Annotated in this window: 15 protein-coding genes; 2 read left to right on the top strand and 13 right to left on the bottom strand. The window is 63.1% G+C overall.

What is annotated here, in order from left to right; translation table 11 throughout:
- Window positions 1-58: 58 nt before the first annotated feature.
- A complete protein-coding gene (locus tag RA302_RS12485) occupies window positions 59-1,294 on the bottom strand; it encodes an aromatic acid/H+ symport family MFS transporter (protein WP_211917172.1) in 1,236 nt (411 codons plus the stop codon).
- Window positions 1,295-1,513: 219 nt separating this feature from the next.
- Between RA302_RS12485 and RA302_RS12480 the strand changes: the two genes are divergently transcribed.
- Complete coding sequence (locus RA302_RS12480; protein ID WP_211916892.1) at window positions 1,514-1,939, top strand: pyridoxamine 5'-phosphate oxidase family protein; 426 nt, start codon at window positions 1,514-1,516, stop codon at window positions 1,937-1,939.
- Window positions 1,940-2,015: 76 nt separating this feature from the next.
- On the opposite strand, the gene RA302_RS12475 is transcribed toward RA302_RS12480, so the two are convergent.
- The 5 genes from RA302_RS12475 to RA302_RS12455 all read right to left on the bottom strand — a co-directional run bounded on the left by RA302_RS12475 (window position 2,016) and on the right by RA302_RS12455 (window position 7,759).
- Window positions 2,016-2,795: a ketosteroid isomerase family protein gene (locus RA302_RS12475; protein WP_021343990.1), complete on the bottom strand. Its 780-nt coding sequence runs from the start codon at window positions 2,793-2,795 to the stop codon at window positions 2,016-2,018.
- Window positions 2,792-4,522, bottom strand: a complete 1,731-nt coding sequence (locus RA302_RS12470; protein WP_338480933.1) for an acyl-CoA dehydrogenase — start codon at window positions 4,520-4,522, stop codon at window positions 2,792-2,794. The genes RA302_RS12475 and RA302_RS12470 overlap by 4 nt, the downstream gene beginning before the upstream one ends.
- Before the next feature lie 58 nt (window positions 4,523-4,580).
- Window positions 4,581-5,240 carry a rhomboid-like protein gene (locus RA302_RS12465; RefSeq protein ID WP_021343988.1) on the bottom strand — a complete coding sequence of 220 codons (660 nt, stop codon included), beginning with the start codon at window positions 5,238-5,240 and terminating at the stop codon, window positions 4,581-4,583.
- 22 nt (window positions 5,241-5,262) lie between these two features.
- Window positions 5,263-5,934 carry an O-methyltransferase gene (locus tag RA302_RS12460; protein WP_020969392.1) on the bottom strand — a complete coding sequence of 224 codons (672 nt, stop codon included), beginning with the start codon at window positions 5,932-5,934 and terminating at the stop codon, window positions 5,263-5,265.
- Between the two features lie 79 nt (window positions 5,935-6,013).
- Complete coding sequence (locus RA302_RS12455) at window positions 6,014-7,759, bottom strand: proline--tRNA ligase (protein WP_020907423.1); 1,746 nt, start codon at window positions 7,757-7,759, stop codon at window positions 6,014-6,016.
- A 55-nt stretch (window positions 7,760-7,814) separates the two neighbouring features.
- Between RA302_RS12455 and yaaA the strand changes: the two genes are divergently transcribed.
- Window positions 7,815-8,558 carry a peroxide stress protein YaaA gene (gene yaaA / locus RA302_RS12450; RefSeq protein WP_007735009.1) on the top strand — a complete coding sequence of 248 codons (744 nt, stop codon included), beginning with the start codon at window positions 7,815-7,817 and terminating at the stop codon, window positions 8,556-8,558.
- Between the two features lie 12 nt (window positions 8,559-8,570).
- Here the strand turns inward: yaaA and RA302_RS12445 are convergent, their stop codons facing one another.
- From RA302_RS12445 to cobO, 7 genes are all read right to left on the bottom strand, one after another.
- Entirely contained in the window at window positions 8,571-10,079 is a 1,509-nt protein-coding gene (locus RA302_RS12445; RefSeq protein WP_338480930.1) for a YdiU family protein, read from the bottom strand.
- 35 nt (window positions 10,080-10,114) lie between these two features.
- Window positions 10,115-10,543 (bottom strand): CBS domain-containing protein, encoded by a 429-nt coding sequence (locus RA302_RS12440; RefSeq protein ID WP_007735005.1) that lies wholly within the window; start codon window positions 10,541-10,543, stop codon window positions 10,115-10,117.
- An 80-nt stretch (window positions 10,544-10,623) separates the two neighbouring features.
- Complete coding sequence (locus RA302_RS12435; protein WP_238077139.1) at window positions 10,624-12,024, bottom strand: MFS transporter; 1,401 nt, start codon at window positions 12,022-12,024, stop codon at window positions 10,624-10,626.
- Window positions 12,025-12,131: 107 nt separating this feature from the next.
- A complete protein-coding gene (cobA, locus tag RA302_RS12430) occupies window positions 12,132-13,358 on the bottom strand; it encodes a uroporphyrinogen-III C-methyltransferase (protein ID WP_019748046.1) in 1,227 nt (408 codons plus the stop codon).
- Window positions 13,355-13,768 carry a cobalamin biosynthesis protein gene (locus tag RA302_RS12425; protein ID WP_019748045.1) on the bottom strand — a complete coding sequence of 138 codons (414 nt, stop codon included), beginning with the start codon at window positions 13,766-13,768 and terminating at the stop codon, window positions 13,355-13,357. Before RA302_RS12425 ends, cobA begins: the two co-directional genes overlap by 4 nt.
- The gene (locus tag RA302_RS12420) at window positions 13,752-15,128 is read right to left on the bottom strand and encodes a cobyrinate a,c-diamide synthase (protein WP_338480926.1); all 1,377 of its coding nucleotides are present in this window, start codon (window positions 15,126-15,128) and stop codon (window positions 13,752-13,754) included. Before RA302_RS12420 ends, RA302_RS12425 begins: the two co-directional genes overlap by 17 nt.
- Window positions 15,122-15,736, bottom strand: coding sequence for a cob(I)yrinic acid a,c-diamide adenosyltransferase (gene cobO / locus RA302_RS12415; protein WP_019748043.1), 615 nt, complete (start codon window positions 15,734-15,736; stop codon window positions 15,122-15,124). Before cobO ends, RA302_RS12420 begins: the two co-directional genes overlap by 7 nt.
- Window positions 15,737-15,739: the final 3 nt, after the last annotated feature.

Here is a 15,739-nt window from a genome sequence, read left to right as displayed (position 1 = left end):
ACTCTTCATACTCATATTCAACGATAGCAGTAGCGCACCAACCTGCGAAACTGGTATTTCAGGTGCGAACCCGTGTGCAGGAGATCGAAATTGCACCGAGCAGTCCGACGAGCGCGAAGGCGTAGAAGCCCCACGGCACGGCGTAACCCGCACCCAGGAGAACTCCGCCCAGAATCGGCCCACAGATCGCACCGACCCGGCCGACACCCGCCGACCATCCGAGCGCTGTCGCGCGAATCTGCGGTGGGTGATTGGTGCTCGTGAAGGCGTAGACCAGTACCTGTGCACTGAAAACGAAGCATCCGGCGAGGAAGACCATCACGTAGATTCCGAACGACACCTTCACACTCAGAAGCGCCAGGAACAACGCTGCTCCCGTGAACCACACGATTGCTGCGGTACGCGGGCCGATCTTGTTCGCGACGCCCCCGGCGATCAACAGTCCGACGACGGCTCCGGCATTGAGGATCAGAAGGAACGTCAACGAGGCTCCGAGGTTGTAACCGGCCTCGCGCATGATCGTCGGAAGCCACGTGTTCAATCCGTAGACGAGCAGCAAGCCCATGAAACTGGTGATCCAGATGGCGATGCTGTTACGCAGGAACTTCGAAGAGAACAGTGCGCGAACGGGATTGGCGGCTTCGGTGCGCCCAGCTTCGGACGTAGGCGCAGCCTCGAGCTCGACACCGTAGCGGGCAGCGATTTCCTCGGCCTCGGCACGCTTTCCGTGAGCGAGAAGGTACGACGGGGATTCCGGCAGATACCGCAACATGAGTGGAATCAGGACGACGGCAGGAAGTGCGCCGACAACGAACATCGCTCGCCAACCGAAAGGTTCGATCACGACGAGCGCCAGCGCGGCGGTGGCAACGGCGCCGACGTGATAGCCGGTCATCAGCATGGTCGACGCAGATCCACCGCCTTGTTTCTTCGAGAATTCGTTGACCAGAGCCAATGCCGTCGGAAGGGCGCCACCCAGTCCCACCCCGGCGAGGAAGCGCAGCAGACCGAAGATGAACGGATTGGGCGCAATTGCGCACAACAGAGTCAGAATCGAGAATGCGGCAACGGCGTACAGCAGCGCGCGGCGTCGACCGATGACGTCAGTGAGAGTGCCGATGACGAGGGCGCCGATGGTCATGCCGATGAGCCCGAAGGTCGAGATCATCGTGATCGTGCCGGTACTCAATCCCCACGCGTCGTAGTCGAGAAGTGAAGGAATGACCGCACCGAGTACGACCAGATCGAATCCGTCCAGAAGCACAGCTATCCAACACAACGGTGCTACCCACATTGCGGCACGCGCCCCAGGCGAACCGGTGATCGAACTCGATTGCGTATGCGGTGCGGTCATCGGATCCTCGACATTCACTGCTTGTGGGCGTTCGCTACCGGTTCGGACCCAGTAGTTCAGATCGAGATCTGTTCGCATTGCGAACGCATGTTCATAATGAGCACATCGATTGTGTACGGAGTCACAACGCCATGTCAAACGTCGCGGTAATCTCGAGGAATGGCACTCTCCGAAAATGAGCGTGAACAGTTTCTGGCCGAACCCCACATCGGGGCGCTGTCCGTAGCGGACGGCACCGAACGCGGTCCGTTGACCGTCCCGATCTGGTACCTGTATTCACCCGGTGGCAAACCATGGATCCTCACGGGCAAGGATTCGCGAAAGGCTCGACTCATCGAGTCGGCCGGGCATTTCTCGTTGATGGCCGAAAGGCTCGATCCGACAATCCGTTACGTCAGCGTCAGCGGATCCGTCGACAAGATCGTTCCGGGCACCGACGAGATGCTGGTCGAAGTCTCGCGGCGATACCTGACCACGGACAAGGTCGACGGATATCTCGAATTCGCGCGATCGCAGTTGGGCGAGCAGGTAGCGATCTACATGAATCCGCAGCACTGGCTGTCTGCGGATCTCGGGGCGATCTGACACTTCACCGAAAAGCGAAGGCTCGGCGCGCCGGAGTGGCGCGCCGAGCCTGACCTGCATTCGAGTGTTCTCGGTATCAGCTCTCGGTGAAGAAGCGCACCCGATTGAGGCGATGACCGCTCGCCTCGAAGCCGAACAGGGCGATGGCCGGTTCCCCGCACACGATTACGCTCGCCGTCACAGTTCGACCGGCAACCAGCATCTTGCTCTTCGTCACGCCGGTGAGCAGAGCGTTGACGTCAGCATTGGACAACTGCGTCCCCGCCGGAAGCTCGACGGGTACCGGCGGCGTTCGACCGACAGCGGCCGCATCGAGGAACCGCGAAGCCGCCTTCTTGCCTTTGTCTCCGACTCCGAAGATGCCGCGCGAGAATCCGAGCGCTCCGCCGATCCCCTGGTTCGAGAGCAGCTGCGGGGTCAACTTCGCGGCAGCCTTCACCCCGGCAACGCCGGCGGTAGCGAGCTGGCTCAGCATCGTTGCCAATTCCCAATGCGCATAGAGGGTTCCGATCCGCAAGGAATCGGGCTCCCCCACCAAGTCGTAGCGCAAATGCATCGGCACGTCGAGGACGACTCCGGTCGACATCTCGGTAGCGAGGCTGAGATCGCGCCACACTGTGCGGCCGCACACGATATCGCGCTCGACGTGGAAGGTGATCGAATTGGGGGCGATGAACGTGTCGTAAAAACTCTCGATCGCCGCCTGCCCGTTATGCGGACGTGAACCTACAGGGTCGTTGATCTGGCCCTCTTCGGCAAACAGCGCAACCCAGGTCGAGCGATCATGCGCGCCGACGGCTTTCGGGGATCCCTCCACGACGGCCATCAACTGCTCACGTACCACCGGCGCGGTCATGCGCGCATCTCGTATGCACCGTCGTACGCCTTGACCTGCTGCCACACCCGGTCGAAGCGTTCACTGTCCACAACAGGCTTCCGCACTGCGGCCAAGGCCCACTTCTGCTGCTCCGGCGTCGACGACGGCTTTCCGTGCAGTGCGATCGCGTATCCCGAGAAGTCGCGAATCTGGAAGTCGAAGATCTGATCGACAACGTCGGCGTCGAGTCCGCTGATCTCGGCCTGCTCGAGAATCAGATGACCGTAGACGACGAGGGAGAACAGGTGCCCGACATTGAGCATGAAATCGAGATCCTTCTGCTGCTGCGCGTCCGGCGCTGCGGCAGTGAGCAATTCGGTGAGTGCGATCGCCTGCTCGTAGAAACGAGCGACGTTCGGGATCGAAGAGTGCTTCTCGTAGACGGGCTTCCACTCGTGGAACTGGATCTTCGCAGCGCCGCGGGTCGGTCCCTGATTCCAGAAGAACTCGTCGTCGGCTGCGTCGTCGCGCGTGACGATCTCCGGGAACTCCGCGGGGTTGAACAGGTAGTTCGGCAAGAACTTGAGGATCAGGCCGACGTTGACGTGGACGGTGCCCTCGAGCTTGGGCAGCGTGCCGATCATCTGCGCTGCTTCACGGAAGTACGTGGACTTCTCGTACCCCTTTGCCGCGATCACGTCGTGCAGCAACCCGACGACCTTTTCACCTTCCGAGGTGACCTTGGCCTTGGTCATGGGATTGAACAGCAGGTAGCGACGGTCTTCGAGGCTGGCGCTGCGGAAGTAGTCGACCGCCCGCGCGCTGAACTGTTTCATCGCGATCAGACGTGAGTACGCGTCGACGAAGGCGGCGCGTACATGGGCGAAGTCGGTGACCGGATTACCGTAGAGAATTCGATTCTGCGCGTGAGTGATTGCTTCGAAGAACGCATGTTCAGTGATCCCGATGGAGCCGGTGCACAGGTTGAACTTTCCGACGTTGACCGTGTTGAGCGCGGCCTCGAATGCGGCGACGCCGGTGTGCAGAATGTCTTCCTCGCGCACCGGGTAGTCGTCGAGGCGGAAATTGCTGACGTACATTTGCCCGCGCAGGACATTGTCCACAAGCTGATAGTTCGGATGTGCACTGTCGGCGACGAAGAACACGTAGCCTTCGGGACCCTCGACGTCGGTACGGCGCCCGAACACAGACACCATTCCGGCTACGTTGCCGTTTCCGATGTAGTACTTCTCGCCGCTCGCGCGGAAGGCGACGTCGCCGTCGGTGGGAGTGAGAAGCATGTCGGTGGAGTACACGTCGGCGCCGTGATCACGCTCGGAGAGGCCGAACGCCATGACGCCGCCGTCGGCAAGTTCCTGCGCTGCACGCTTCTTCGCTGCGTCGTTGTCACTCATCCAGATCGGTCCGAGTCCGAGGATCGTGACCTGCCAGGCGTACCAGTAAGCGAGTCCGTAGAAACCGAAGATCTCACTCAAGGCCGCGTTGCGGGCACCGTCCCAACGACGGTTCTCGTCACCGTCGGCGAATGCCGCCGGAGTCTGGAACGTCGCGAACAACTTCTCCTTTCCGACGAACTCGAGAAAGTCGGAGACCCACACTGCGTCGAGGTCGTCCTGAAGCAGTTGCTTCTTGCCGCGCCTCTCGAACCATTCGATGGTGGCTCGCAGCAAACGGCGGGTCTCCGGATCGAACTGAGCGGGGTCGTAAGTATGGGGGTTGAAGAGCAATCCATCGGTGCCAGACACGTCATTACCTTTCGTCGATGACGCTAAACTACCAGCGGGTAACTTTCCGCGGTGCGATTCATGGAAGACCTGCGATTCTTCGCGAATGCCACAGGTCCATCGGATTCCACGTGCCCGCCCGAGCACGCGTGATCGGATAGCACGCCAATCCCAGCAACAACGCAGACATGTGGCCGATGGCGGTGAAATTGGTGGCGAAAATCAGAGGTACACCGTAGAAGAGCAACAGCCCCGCGAGATAGACGTATCGCCACGGATCGACGATGCGGTACACCAGAATCCCCATGATGCCGGCCAGACCGTAGCTCACTCCCACGTCGAGAGTATTGACCGCCGACTCCGCCACGTATCCGTGCCGAATACCTTCGTACAGAACACCTTCGCTGATGTACGTGGCTCCGACGTGGGCGATGACGACAACACACAGCCACCGCCACGTCCCGAGCCAACGCTCAGCCGTTGCATGAAAGATGGTGAAGAGAACCAGGTATCCCAACCAACCGCCACCTTCGAGCCAGAAGGCACTCGAGAACAGGACTCGTAGCGGGTCTTCGGCCAGGTGATGCAGATTGGTCGAGCGCTTGCCGAGAAAACGCTCCTCGACATTGTCAGGCAGATGCCGCAGGAACAGTGTGGTGAACAGCAGGGCAAGCAACCAGACATAGGTACCGGGAGCACTGCGCACCCATCGCCATGCCGCCTTTGCTGCCCCCAGCATCCTCACCGCTTCGAGTCTGCGCTCACTCGTTCACTACTGCAACGGCAAACCCGTCCCATCCCTTCGAACCCACGGTTTGAATGGCGGTGCCGTCGAGTTTCGGCTCGGCCGCGATCATCTCCAACACCGCTCGACTCGCTTTGACGCGCTCATCGTCGATATCCGGGTTGGACACATGTCCCCCACGCACCACGTTGTCCACGATGATGACGGTTCCGGGATGCGAAAGGGCCAACGCCCACCGCACGTACTCGGTGTTGTTCTCCTTGTCGGCGTCGATGAAGACCAAGTCGAAAGGTCCCAACTCTTCCTTCGCGATCGACGGGAGGCTGTCGAGCGCGGCCCCGACGCGGACGTCGACACGGTCAGCCAAGCCGGCGCGCTCGATATTCGCCCGAGCGACATCCGCATGAGTGGGATCGAATTCCAGCGTGATGACCTGGCCCGAGGGGCCGACCGCGCGAGCGAGCCAGATCGTGCTGTATCCGCCGAGCGTTCCGATCTCGAGGACATTGCGCGCCAAGCACATTCGCGCCAGAAGGTTGAGGAGCTTGCCCTGGTTCGGCGCCACGTCGATGGGCGGGAGACCGGCCTCGGAGTTGGCGGCGAGTGCCGCGTCGAGAACCGGATCTTCACCTACCAACGTGGAGACAAGGTAACCGTCGACTTCTGCCCAATCCGGTTCGCGTTCCATAGCCACGATTGTGGCAGAAAAGAAGGGCCGCCGCAGACACCTCGAACAGTGTCTGCGGCGGCCCGCACATCTTCTGGGATCAGCCGCGAACTGCGCTGATGATCGCCTCGATCGCAGAGTCGGCGTCGATTTCGCGGCTTTCGCCGGTGAAGCGGTCGCGGATTTCGACCTTACCGTCGGCCCAACCACGGCCGACGACAACGATCAGTGGAACGCCGATCAGCTCGGAGTCCTTGAACTTCACGCCCGGCGACGCCTTGCGGTCGTCGAGGATTACTTCGAGTCCGGCACGGTCGAGTTGCGCGGCGAGGCCTTCGGCGCCTTCGCGTGCAGTCTCGTCCTTGTTCGCGATGACGAGGTAGACGTCGGCCGGTGAAACCTCGGCAGGCCAGCGCAGGCCCTTTTCGTCGTGATGCTGCTCGGCAATGACGGCCACCAGACGCGAGACGCCGACGCCGTACGAACCCATGGTCGGGCGGACGGGCTTGCCGTTCTCGGCGAGGACGTCGACGGTGAAGACGTCGGTGTACTTGCGGCCGAGCTGGAAGACGTGCCCGATCTCGATACCGCGAGCCGAGACCAGCGTGCCGGCTCCGTCGGGAGAGGCGTCGCCGTCACGAACCTCGGCGGCTTCGATGGTTCCGTCAGGGGTGAAGTCGCGACCGGCAACGAGGCCGACCACGTGCTTGCCGTCTTCGTCGGCGCCGGTGATCCAGCTGGTGCCGTCGACGACGCGCGGATCGACAAGGTAGCGAACGCCGTTGGCCTGCAGAGCCTTCGGGCCGATGTAACCCTTGGCCAGGAACGGGTTGTTCTTGAAGTCGGTCTCGGTGATCATCACGAACTCGGCCGGCTCCAGTGAAGCTTCGAGGCGCTTTTCATCGACCTCACGGTCGCCGGGGATGCCGATACCGAGCAGTTCCCACTCGCCGCCGGGCAGGCGGGTCTTGACCATGATGTTCTTGAGAGTGTCGGCGGCGGTGATCGTGCGGCCGAGGTCGGCACCGTTCGCCCAGTCCACGAGAGTGTCGATGGTGGGTGTGTTCGCGGTGTCGTACACCTTCGCTTCGGGCAGCCCGTCGAACGGAATGGAGTCGGGAACAACAGTCTTGACGGCCTCGACGTTGGCGGCGTAGCCGGATTCGAGGCAGCGCACGTACGTGTCTTCGCCGATCTCGCTCTCGGCAAGGAACTCCTCGGACGCGCTGCCGCCCATCGCACCGGAGGTGGCCGAGACGATGACGTACTTGACGCCCAGACGCGTGAAGATCTTCTCGTAGGCACCGCGGTGCGCCTGGTACGACTCCGTCAGACCTTCGTCGCTGAGGTCGAAGGAGTACGAATCCTTCATGAGGAACTCGCGACCACGCAGAATGCCCGCACGCGGACGCTCTTCGTCGCGGTACTTGGTCTGCACCTGGTACAGGGTGACCGGGAAGTCCTTGTACGAGTTGTACTCACCCTTGACCGTCAGAGCAAAGAGCTCCTCGTGGGTCGGGCCGAGCATGTAGTCGTTGCCCTTGCGGTCCTTGAGGCGGAACAGGTTGGGGCCGTACTCGGTCCAGCGGTTCGACGCCTCGTACGGATCGCGCGGGAGCAGAGCAGGCAGCAGAATTTCCTGCCCACCAATGGCATTCATTTCTTCGCGGACAACACGCTCAACCTCGCGCAGCACCCGCAATCCCAGCGGCAACCACGAGTAGACGCCTGGAGCGATACGACGCACGTAGCCGGCACGAACCAGCAATTTGTGGCTGGCAACTTCGGCGTCCGAGGGATCGTCACGCAGGGTACGCAGGAACAGGTGGGACAGACGGGTAATCACGAGGTGTAAGGATAGTCGCCGCAGTCGGCCGAGCGGGCCTCGGTACGGTTACAGCGTGCTTGTACTGCTGCCTCCCTCAGAAACCAAGTCCGACGGCGGCAAGGATGCGCCCCTCGATCTGGCCGAACTGTCGATGCCACAGTTGACCGAAACGCGCGAATTGCTGGTTCAGACGCTGGTCGATCTGGCCGCTGACGTCGAGGCGTCGTGCGAAGCGCTCGGGCTCGGTCCGACGCAAGCAGACGAAGTGGAACGCAACGCCAAGCTGTGGGTGTCCGCGACGCGGCCCGCACTGCAGCGCTACACCGGGGTGCTCTTCGACGCCCTCGACGCCAAGTCGTTCACCCGCGCCCAGAAGGCCAAGGCTCTCGATCGGATCGCGATCGGCTCCGCTCTGTTCGGTGCAGTCCGTGCGGGAGATCTGATCCCCGCCTACCGCCTTTCCGGCGGGTCCAAGCTGCCCGGGATGGGCACGCTCCGCTCACTGTGGAAGCCGGAGTTGCCGAAGGCCTTGGCGGCCGAAGCCGACGGCCTTGTCATCGATCTACGGTCCGGCACCTACCAAGACCTCGGACCGGTTCCGGACGCACTGATCGCAACGGTCCTCACCGAGAAGCCGGACGGCACCCGCACTGTCGTCAGTCACTTCAACAAGCACCACAAGGGTCTGCTCGCCCGTGCGCTGGTGGTCTCGCGTGCCGAACCGACCGACATCAAGGGTGTTGCGCGGGTGGCGTCGAAGGCGGGCTTGCGCGTCGAAATCGCGTCGGAGCGCGAATTGATCATCCTGACGGATTGATGGCTTCGTCTGTCAAGTGCCACAGAAGGTTTGGAATGTTTCGCTGAAAGACTGCGGAGCCGCCTCGGTGTAGTCAGCCCACTCGTCGCGTCGGCCGAACGGGTGCGTGACAACCTCCAGCAGCTTCTCGAATGGAGCGAGGTCGCCGTCGGTCGCGGCGCGCAGGGCAGCGTCGAGCCGATGATTACGCGGAATGTACAGCGGGTTGACGCGATCCATCGCGCTCGCGGTCTCCGCGGCCCCGTATCCGTTTTCGGTCAGGGCTCCCTGCCACCGCTGCAACCAGGGCGCGATGTGCTCCCGTGGCACGAGGTTGTCGAGAGGCACCGAATTTCCGCGCAATACGTCGGCGAGAGCGCGGAAACTGCCCGTCCAATCAGCACCGTGTTCCGCCAACAACGTCAGCAGATCGTCGACGAGCGCCCGATCGACAAACGGCTGGGCCAGACCGAGCTTTGCCGCGAGACCGGCCGCGTAGTGACCCTCGTAGCGCTCGTCGAAGGTCTCGAGAACTGCTGACGCCGCGGAAATTGCTTCGTCGGGTGTGGAATCGATCAGTGGCAACAGTGTTTCTGCCAAGCGCGCCAGGTTCCACTTCAGTACAGCGGGCTGATTGCCGAATGCATAGCGGCCCCCGTGGTCGATCGAGCTGAACACGGCCGCCGGATCGAACGCGTCGAGGAAGGCGCACGGACCGTAATCGATGGTCTCCCCCGAAATTGTCGTGTTGTCGGTATTCATGACCCCGTGCACGAAACCGATGAGCATCCACCTCGCCACCAGTGATGCCTGCGCCTCGACCACCGCCTCGAGGAACTTCAGGTAGCGATTGTGTGTACCCGTTGCCGGAAGTTCGGTCAGCTCCGGGTAGTGCCGGGCAATCGCGTAATCGGTGAGCGGCTGCAATACCTCGCCCTGCCGGGCCGCGAACTCGAAGGTCCCAACGCGTAGGTGACTCGACGCGATCCGTGCAAGCACGGCACCGGGTTCTGCGCCGTTGCGGCGAACGTCTCGGCCCGTCGCCACCACCGACAGCGCGCGCGTAGTGGGGACACCGAGGGCATTCATCGCCTCACTGACGAGATATTCGCGCAGCATCGGCCCTACGACCGCATACCCGTCGCCGCCCCGAGAGAACGGCGTGCGCCCCGAGCCCTTGAGATGCAGATCCACTCGCCGACCGTCACCGGTCAACAGTTCACCGAGTAGCAACGCCCGACCGTCCCCGAGAATTGGCGCGTACCCACCGAACTGATGACCCGCATATGCCATCGCCACCGGTGTGGCCCCGACCGGCACCGTCGAACCGGACAGGACGCCGATCCCGTCCACACTTCGCAGCGCTTCTACGTCCAATCTCAACGACGCAGTCAGCTGCTCGTTCACCACGAGCAACTGCGGGTCAGGGGCGGCAGCACCTTGCCACGGCACCGTCAGAGCGCCGAGTTCGTCGGCGAACGTGCTCTCGAGGCCGGCCACGATGGTGACCGTGTCTGCTGTGGATTCCTGGAATGCGGCCATCACACGAGAGTAGTCACCGTGCGACAACCTATCGATCAGCCCTGATCGATGTACGACTCGAGCTGATCGCGTTCGCTCTTGAGCTCGTCGATGCGGCTCTTCACCACGTCACCGATACTGACGATGCCGAGGAGGTTGCCGTCCTCGATCACCGGCAGATGTCGGATTCGACGCTCGGTCATGATCGCGGCAATGCTGTCCACCGCGTCTGCCGGAACGCACGTGTACATCAGAGCGGTCATGACCTCGGAAACCTGGATCCCGAGAAGGTCCGGGCCACGCTCGTGCAGGCGTCGAACGACATCGCGTTCGGAGATGATGCCGACCACCGCGTCGTCGTCGACCACCACCATGGCTCCGATGTTGTGGCGGGCAAGATCGCACAGCAACCCGTTGACCGTCGTGTGGGCGTCGATCGTGACGATGCTGTTGCCCTTGTTTCGCAATATGTCCGCGATCCGCATCACGGCACCCCGATTCGTCGAGACTCTCGGCACGTCCTGCAACGATCGTATCGGCTAGCGAAGCGGAAAAACAGGACTGATCAGGCGATTCCCTGAGCTGCCTTCTCCGCAGCCTGAGCCTGGGCTACCTGAGAAGGTGTGAACCTGATGCACAGCGCCGCGATACCGGCGAACACCGCGCAGACCGCGCAGCCCACAAGCGCGAAGGTGTATCCCTCTCCGAGTGCGATCAATTCCGCCGGATTCATGTCCGCGGCCTTGCCCGAAGTGCCGCCGAGCGAGAGCGTCTTCGACGTCGCCATCGCACCGATCACCGACAGCGCCAGTGGTCCACCGAGCGTCTGGGCAACCTGAGCGATGGCCGTCAGCGGGCCGATCTCGGTCTCCGGCACACCGGCGATCGCGCACAGTGGCAAGGGCACCATCGCGAGGCCGATACCGAATCCGATCCCGATCACGGGCACGAACAAGTTGGCCAGGTAGGTGGAATCGGAATCGAGAGTAGATCCGTAGAGGAGTCCGACGATCATGATCACTACGCCGGTGAGGACCAGCCAACGGGGTTGAACCTTTACGGCGAGCTTGGAAGCAACCGACGCGGCAGCGCCCAATCCGAACGCGAACGGAATGAACGCGATACCGGCACGCAACGGCGAATACTGCATGATGTCCTGCACGAACAGTGCGACGAAGGCCGTCATGCTGAACATCGCGCCACCGACGAAGAAGATGGCGAGGAACGTCGCGACACGGTTGCGATCGGCGAACAACGAGAAGGGCAAGAGCGGGTTGTCCGCAGTTCGCTCGACGAAGAGGAAGGCGGCGAGGGCGACCAATCCGGCCGCCAATGCACCGATGACGGCGATACTCCCCCATCCCATTTCCGGGCCTTCGGTGAGAGCAAAAACAACACCGGTACAACCGAGGGTCGCGAGGATCGCGCCGGGGACATCCAAAGCCAGACGCGTCTGATTCGTCTCGCGAAGGGCGCGGAACGCCATGCCGACGAGCGCGATGCCGATCGGGACGTTGATGAGGAAGATCAGACGCCACGACACCTCGGTCAATGCGCCGCCGATGATCAGACCGGCGATCGATCCGACGCCCGTCATGGCGGCAAAAATCGCGATGGCCTGATTACGAGCCGGACCCGCGGCGAAAGTCGTGGCAACAAGTGCGAAGGCGGTGGGCGACGCCACGGCTGCGCCGACACCTTGAAGCGCCCGCGCTGCGATCAACATGCCCTCGTTCAGGGCGAGACCACAGAGCAACGACGCCACCGTGAACAGCGAGACTCCCGCGATGAACATCTTCTTGCGCCCGTACGCGTCACCGAGGCGACCACCGAGGAGCATGAGCCCACCGAACGCAAGCGCGTACGAGGTCAACACCCAATTACGACCACTGTCGCTCAGCCCGAGGTCTGCCTGCAGTGGCGCCAGCGCGAGGTTCGCGACGGTGCCGTCGAGCACCACCATCATCTGCAAACCACTCAGGACGATGATGGCGAGCCCGATGACTCGAGTGGCTACCGGGGCATTCGCCGAAGCGGTTTCAGATGTTGGGGAATCAGACACAAGACTTCACGTTACCCAGCGTCGACGGAAAAGCCCGCGACCGGCCCGATCACGATGATCGCCGGAGGCTTGATCTCCTCGTCTTTGACGCGCTGAGCAACGGTCGCCAGATCGGCCCGAAGTTCACGCTGGGTGCGCAGAGTGCCCTCTTGGATCACGGTGACCGGCGTTGTTGACGGGCGTCCACCGTCGACGAGCGCCCTCGCGAACTGATCGATGCGCTCGACCGCCATGAGCAGCACGATCGTGCCGCGCAACTTGGCCAGTGCCGACCAGTCGACCAGCGAATCCGGATGATCCGGAGCCACGTGACCACTGACGACGACGAACTCGTGGGTGACGCCGCGGTGGGTCACCGGGATGCCTGCGGCCGACGGGACCGAGATCGCGCTCGTGATTCCGGGCACTACGGTCACCGGAACGCCGGCAGCGGCACACGCTTCGAGTTCTTCGTATCCCCGCCCGAAGACGTACGGGTCCCCGCCCTTGAGGCGGACCACGAACTTGCCTGCCTTCGCGTTGTCGATCAGCGCGGCGTTGATGGCCTCCTGAGCCATGGCACGGCCGTACGGGATCTTCGCGGCGTCGATCACCTCGACGTCCGGACCCAGTTCGGCGAGCAACTCCGGCGGAGCCAATCGGTCGGCCACGACGACGTCAGCGCGTGCGAGCAAACGGCGTCCACGCACGGTGATCAGGTCGGGGTCACCGGGGCCACCACCGACGAGAGCAACGCCCGCAGCGGCCGGCTCGGCCGTATCGGCGAGCACGCCCGACTGAAGACCTTCGACGACCGCGGTGCGGACTGCTGCCGAACGACGGTGATCGCCGCCGGCAAGAATTCCGATACTCATACCGTCGTACTCGGCGCTGGCGGGAGTTACCGCGGTGCCGTGCTTCGCGTTGTCGGCGCGCACGCAGAAGATGTGGCGACGCTCCGCCTCGGCGACGATCGCCGCATTGGTTTCCGGCTCGTCGGTCGAGGCGATGGCATACCACGCACCTTCGAGGTCGCCGTCGGCGTACGGGCGCTCTTCGACCGTGATCTGCCCGGCCGTGGCCATACCTTCGACGGCTGGAGTGAACGCGCGACTGATGACGTGAACACGGGCACCAGAGGCGACCAGCAGTCCGAGTCGGCGCTGAGCCACAGTGCCGCCACCGAACACGACCACGCGTCGATCGGTCAGGTTGAGGCCGACCAAGTAGTTGGTCTCGTCTGCGGTGGACTCGCTCACTCGCACTCCGTTTCGTCGTCAGAATTGGTCAAGCTGGAGGGAACTTTACGGGCCGCCGCCACGGTCACTCCATCCCTGGCAGTCTTGGCCACTAGGAGCGGGCCGCCCCCGGAGGCGAGGATCGCCGCCGCTTCCGCGACGCTTGCCGTCCCGATCGCGTGCTCGACGCGAGTCGACGGTGACGGAACCTGAACTCGCCCAAGTACGTCCGGGTCGAAACTCACAATCGGGACGTTCAGTTCATCGGCGGCAGCGAGCAGAGCTGCAGACGCCGCCTTGCCGGTCGCAGTGGCGAGGACCACGATCCTCGCTCGCTCCTGCAGTACGGCGTTCACCGCAGCGACGATGTCCTTCGCGGTGGCGCTCGTCGTGAATCCAACGCCTATACAGAGGTCATCCCCGTGCGGCATCGACGAACTTCGCGATCGATTCGGGCTGCCCCACCGGATGAGTGTGGAGATACGACGCGTGGACGCCGCCGCGAACAAATCCTTCGCGGACACTGCCGCCGTCCCAGGGCCGCCACCCCCACGCACTTCCGCAACCGTCCGCGTCTGCCGAGACGAGAGACGTTCGGTGGAACTCGTGACCGGTGACGCGGGAGCCTGCGTCGAAGAGGGTGGAGTCGCTGATCGCCACTGCTTCGCGGTACCCGAGGGTCAGGCGTTTCCCGAATGTGGCATCCACCCCGACAACACCGGCCATGCTGTGACCGTCCAAGCTGCGAGCGAGGTAGAGCAGACCGGCACACTCGGCGTGGATCGGCGCACCGCCGTCCGCCAGGTCACGAACCTGCTGCAGCAGAACGGTATTGGCCGCGAGGTCCACCGCATGCTCTTCCGGGAACCCGCCAGGAAGGACAAGAGCAGCAGTTCCCGCGGGAAGCTCGTCCCGCAACGGGTCGAACACCTGCACGTCCGCGCCGGCAGCAGTCAGGAGTTCACAGTGCTCGGCATAGCCGAAGGTGAAGGCAGGGCCGCCCGCCATGGCAACCACGGGACGAGACTCGGCATGTGCGCCGACCTCGGCAACCGGATCCCATGCAGCTGCACCCACGTTCGAGGCGGCCAGTGCACGAACAGCGTCCAGTTCGACGTGCGAGGCAATCAAGTCGGACATCGCGTCCACTGCGGCCACAGCGGCGGCGCCGTGCTCGGCCGCCGGAATCAGACCGAGGTGCCGGGAGGGAACTTCGAGTTCCGTCAACCGTGGCACAACTCCGAGCACGGCGACGCCGACCTTGTCGCACGCATGACGCAACACCTGCTCGTGACGAGCGCTCCCGACGCGATTGAGAATGACGCCGCCGATGCGCACACCTGCGTCGTAGGTCGCGAAGCCGTGGAGTACGGCGGCCAGACTCTGACTGTGCCCACGGGCGTCGATCACGAGGATTACCGGCGAACCGAGGATCGACGCGACCTGCGCCGTCGACCCCTCCGCCGACGGCTGCGAGTTGGCCTCGTCGATCTTTCCGTCGAACAGACCCATGACGCCTTCGACCACGGCGATGTCACAGCCGGCGGTTCCATGCCGGTAGAGCGGTCCGATGCGATCCGGGCCGACCAGAACAGTGTCGAGGTTGCGTCCGGGCCGCCCTGCCGCGAGTCCGTGATAACCCGGGTCGATGTAGTCCGGCCCCACCTTGAAGGGTGCAACGCTGCTACCGGACCGTCGCAGCGCACCGATCAATCCCGTTGCCACCGTGGTCTTTCCGCTACCCGAGGCAGGAGCGGCGATCACCACGGCCGGAGTGGAAGGACTTACCATTCGATGCCCCGTTGACCCTTTCGGCCGGCATCCATCGGGTGCTTGATCTTCGTCATCTCGGTCACGAGGTCGGCGGCGTCGATCAGCGCCTGCGGGGCATCACGCCCCGTGATGACGACGTGCTGGTTGCCTGGGCGATCGCGCAGTGTCTGCACTACCTCGTCCACGTCCACCCAACCCCACTTGAGCGGGTACGTGAACTCGTCGAGGACATAGAATCGATGCTCTTCGCCTGCAAGCCTTCTCGCGATCTCCTGCCAACCCTCCGCAGCGGCAGCAGCATGATCTTCCTCGCTACCGGCCTTGCGTGTCCATGACCAACCTTCGCCCATCTTGTGCCACTGCACCGGCCCACCGACGCCGGTTTCGTCATGCAGGTTTCCGAGCGCGCGGAACGCGGCTTCCTCGCCGACCTTCCACTTGGCACTCTTCACGAACTGGAACACGCCGATGTCGAACCCTTGATTCCAGGCACGCAGCGCCATGCCGAAAGCTGCGGTGGACTTACCCTTTCCCGGGCCGGTGTGCACGGCAAGTACCGGCGCGTTACGACGCTGACGCGTGGTCAGACCGTCGTCGGGAACTGTCTCGGGAACACCCTTGGGCATCGT

Source organism: Rhodococcus sp. DN22 (assembly GCF_036669995.1).
GTDB lineage: Bacteria > Actinomycetota > Actinomycetes > Mycobacteriales > Mycobacteriaceae > Rhodococcus_F > Rhodococcus_F erythropolis.
Note: the sequence above shows the minus strand (reverse complement) of the source record. Positions and strands in the feature narration are given on the sequence as shown.

What these genes read in the sequence shown, in the direction of transcription:
- RA302_RS12445 (WP_338480930.1), bottom strand. Translation starts at nt 10,079, where the DNA reads ATGGCCGCATTCCAGGAATCCACAGCAGACACGGTCACCATCGTGGCC.
- RA302_RS12425 (WP_019748045.1), bottom strand. Translation starts at nt 13,768, where the DNA reads ATGCCGCACGGGGATGACCTCTGTATAGGCGTTGGATTCACGACGAGC.
- RA302_RS12480 (WP_211916892.1), top strand. Translation starts at nt 1,514, where the DNA reads ATGGCACTCTCCGAAAATGAGCGTGAACAGTTTCTGGCCGAACCCCAC.
- cobO (WP_019748043.1), bottom strand. Translation starts at nt 15,736, where the DNA reads ATGCCCAAGGGTGTTCCCGAGACAGTTCCCGACGACGGTCTGACCACG.
- RA302_RS12420 (WP_338480926.1), bottom strand. Translation starts at nt 15,128, where the DNA reads ATGGTAAGTCCTTCCACTCCGGCCGTGGTGATCGCCGCTCCTGCCTCG.
- RA302_RS12460 (WP_020969392.1), bottom strand. Translation starts at nt 5,934, where the DNA reads ATGGAACGCGAACCGGATTGGGCAGAAGTCGACGGTTACCTTGTCTCC.
- RA302_RS12485 (WP_211917172.1), bottom strand. Translation starts at nt 1,294, where the DNA reads ATGTGGGTAGCACCGTTGTGTTGGATAGCTGTGCTTCTGGACGGATTC.
- RA302_RS12440 (WP_007735005.1), bottom strand. Translation starts at nt 10,543, where the DNA reads ATGCGGATCGCGGACATATTGCGAAACAAGGGCAACAGCATCGTCACG.
- RA302_RS12465 (WP_021343988.1), bottom strand. Translation starts at nt 5,240, where the DNA reads ATGCTGGGGGCAGCAAAGGCGGCATGGCGATGGGTGCGCAGTGCTCCC.
- RA302_RS12435 (WP_238077139.1), bottom strand. Translation starts at nt 12,024, where the DNA reads ATGATGGTGGTGCTCGACGGCACCGTCGCGAACCTCGCGCTGGCGCCA.
- RA302_RS12475 (WP_021343990.1), bottom strand. Translation starts at nt 2,795, where the DNA reads ATGACCGCGCCGGTGGTACGTGAGCAGTTGATGGCCGTCGTGGAGGGA.